Source organism: Neisseria sp. P0016.S008 (genome assembly GCF_051957775.1).
Taxonomy (GTDB): domain Bacteria; phylum Pseudomonadota; class Gammaproteobacteria; order Burkholderiales; family Neisseriaceae; genus Neisseria; species Neisseria flavescens_B.
On sequence record NZ_JBQCWB010000043.1, the window covers coordinates 1 to 239 of the forward strand.

Annotated in this window: 1 pseudogene; it reads right to left on the bottom strand. The window is 43.1% G+C overall.

Annotation, left to right across the window (positions count from 1 at the left end):
- Window positions 1-62: 62 nt before the first annotated feature.
- A pseudogene (locus tag ACTHS8_RS10910) lies at window positions 63-239 on the bottom strand (capsule polysaccharide export ABC transporter permease); the annotation flags it as partial.

The following is a 239-nucleotide window of genomic DNA, read 5'->3' on the forward strand; positions in this document are numbered from 1 at the left end:
CAGAAAGACTGTCCGCCAACCTTTGCGGGTCAGATAGCGTTAGTAAACGAGTTCAACATAAATCATTGCGGCTCAACCCCTTTGCTCAATCTCGCCACAATCGCCAAACCAAGCAGCAGCAAAACTAAATTACACAACAAAATATACCAAGTATTTTCGTTAGTCGTGACGCTGTTTCAAAAATATCCGGCACGGAACATTTATGTACCATGCACCATCGGAATCATCATCACATAGTG